Genomic DNA, 3,280 nt, shown 5'->3' on the forward strand with positions numbered 1-3,280 from the left:
TTTCATAATTAATTTAACCGTAGAGAGCGCAAAGATTTGTATGTAATTTCATGTTCATAATATCATCATGAATTCAGATTTTTCGGAATAAATCAAACTCATATTTTTTATTTCTCGCAAAGTCGCAAAGCCACAAAGTTTTTCGTTTTGTCTTTTTTTCTTTGCGTCTTCGCTTGAAATTTATTTTTAGATTCTTCAAGTCTCACAATTCAAATCAATTTTTAATGAAGTAAAAAATCTCTTTTAAAATCTTTGTGCTCTTAGCGGGTTCATTATAATTTAACCGCAGAGTTCGCAAAGTAGACGCAATGGCTTTCTTAGATAAGTTTGCGGTTTCAATACTTTAGCACGCAGATGAACACAGATTTTTAAGATTTTCGCAGTTTGTTTTAATATTTAATTTGTAACAACATAGATATTGCATCAATTTTATCATCCTTGAATTCATGTACTGCAGTTTCAAATGAAATATTTTTTGATAAGAGAATTCGGATTGCATTGGTTTTCAAGTTAACCTATTAAATAAAAATGAATTTAAAAGGTAGAAAAATTTTAATTGTCAGATTTCAGTTCTTTAAAAATTCTGATTACCTTTTTCAAAAATATTAAAATCACTAAAAGCATTATGCCAAGTATTAGATAGGCTATCATTTTTATATCTTTCTAATTTGCCCTGCACAATAGTAAAATAAAATTATGAAAATATTTGTGAGCTTAATCAAGAAAAAAAATTAATAATTCAGGTAGTGTTTTAAATTATTCTTGGTTAATTTTATAGCCAACATTTATGAGGGAAACACAATGAAAAAATTAATTATTCTTTTCTTTATGGGATTTTTTATGAAATCTTTTGCTCAACTTCCGCCAATTATCGACAGAGAACTTTTCTTTGGGGATCCAGAGATTTCTGGTGCTCAGATTTCACCTGATGGAAAGTATATTACTTTTATCAAGCCTTTCAATAATGTGCGTAATATTTGGATTAAAGAAATTAATCAAAAATTTGAAGAAGCTCGTCCTTTAACTAACGATACTAAAAGACCAATAACAAATTATTTCTGGTCAAGAGACAGCAAGTATATTCTTTATGTTCAAGACCAGGGCGGCAACGAAAATTTTAGAGTTTATGCTGTAAGTCCACATGATAAAGGTGACCCCGTTCCACCTTCAAGAGATTTAACACCGCTGGAAAATGTGAGAGCTTATATTTACGATGTTCCAAAGAAAACACCAAACGAAATTTATATTGGATTAAACGACCGCAATCCTCAGCTGCATGATGTTTATAAATTAAATTTAACAACAGGGGAAAGAACATTAATAAGAAAAAATGATGAAAATATTGCTGGATGGGTTTTTGACTTAAATGGAAATTTGAGACTTGGAGTAAGACAAACTTCAGATGGAGGAACAGAAATCTTAAAAGTTGATGGAGAAAAATTAATTCCTATTTTCTCTGTATCAAGCGAAGAAGAAGCTGAACCTTATCGATTCACACCTGATGGAAAAAGTTTTTATCTCGTAACCAATAAAGGGGATAAAGTAGATAAGACGGAATTAGTTTTATTTAACATGGAAACAGGCAAAACAAAATTTATTGAAAGAGACCCTGAAAACGAAGTTGACTTTGGCGGTGCTATTTTTTCTGATTTAACAAATGAACTTATTGCAACTTATTACAGAGGTGATAGATTAAGAATTTATTTTAAGAACAAAGATTTTGAAAACGCTTTTAAACAATTGAAGAAAGCTGTTCCTGAAGGGGAAATATTTTTGAATTCAATGACTGATGATGAAAATTTGTGGATTGTAAGTGTATCAAGAGATGTTGACCCAGGTTCAACTTACTTATTTGACAGAAGAACTGGAAAAGCAGAACTGCTTTATAAATCAAGACCGAACTTGCCAACAGAATATCTTGCAGAGATGAAACCCATTAGATACAAAGCCAAAGATGGATTGATGATTCCAGCTTATTTGGTATTACCAAAAGGAATCCCTCCCAAAAATTTACCTACAATAGTTTTTCCTCATGGAGGACCTTGGGCTCGTGATTATTGGGGTTATAATCCTTATGCACAATTTTTAGCAAATAGAGGTTATGCAGTATTGCTGCCAAATTTTAGAGGCTCAACAGGCTTTGGAAAGAAATTTTTGAATGCAGGAAATAAGCAATGGGGACGAGGAGCAATGCAGCAGGATATTACCGATGGCGTGAATTATTTAATAAAAGAAGGAATTTCAGATCCGAAAAGAATTGGTATTGCAGGTGGTTCTTATGGTGGATATGCAACTTTAGCAGGTTTAGCATTTACTCCAGATTTATATGCAGCAGGATTCGATATTGTTGGTCCATCGAATATAATAACTTTGTTGAATTCAATCCCTCCATATTGGGCACCAGTTAAAAAAATATTTACAATTAGAGTTGGTGACCCTGACAATCCTCAAGAAAAGAAAATGCTCGAAGAACAATCACCTCTTAATTATGCAAGCAATATTAAAGCTCCTTTGTTTGTAGTTCAGGGAGCTAATGACCCACGAGTTAAAAAATCCGAATCAGACCAGATTGTTGCTGCATTGAGAGATTTAGGAAGACAGGTTGAATATATTGTTGCTCCAGATGAAGGACATGGATTTTTGGGAAGAGAAAATCGGCTTGCAATGATTGTTGCAATGGAAAAATTTTTTGCTAAACATCTTGGAGGAAGAATTCAGGAAGATGTTAAACCTGAAATTCGAAAACGGCTTGACGAGATTACAGTTGATATTAAAACTGTTACAATGCCCAAGCATGAAACTGTAAGTAATCTGCTTACAACTTTTGATGGTTCTGTAATTCAACCTTCATCATTAAAATATCTTATCAAGATTGAAGCAAGAGGACAAAAATTTGAAATGAATGTAAATAGAGAAATTACAAAATCAGAACTTAATGGGAAAAATGTTTTTGTGGTTGTTGATGCAGCAACTGGTATGATGGGAGGTAATGATACTTTAATTGTTGATGCAAATACACTTCTGCCAATAAAAAGAAATATTAAACAGGGACCAGCAACTATTCATTTAACATTTAGTTCTGATAAAGTTGAAGGACAAATTGAAGCAGGTCCACAGAAAATGCCAGTAAATATAAAAATTGACACCCCAGTTTTAACTGAAGGAGCAGGAATAGAATTAGCATTAAAATCTTTGCCATTGGCTGAAGGTTACAAATCATCATATAAACAAATTAATATAATGAAAGCAAATGTTGAAACCATGATTATTGAAGTAACTG

General features: G+C 32.2%; 1 protein-coding gene. It reads left to right on the forward strand.

Annotation, left to right across the window (positions count from 1 at the left end):
- Positions 1-801: 801 nt before the first annotated feature.
- Positions 802-3,280 (forward strand): S9 family peptidase (locus AC27L2_RS13705; protein WP_487212334.1); only part of this gene is annotated, 2,479 nt, incomplete at its 3' end.

It is taken from the genome of Rosettibacter sp. KY25 (genome assembly GCF_057554405.1).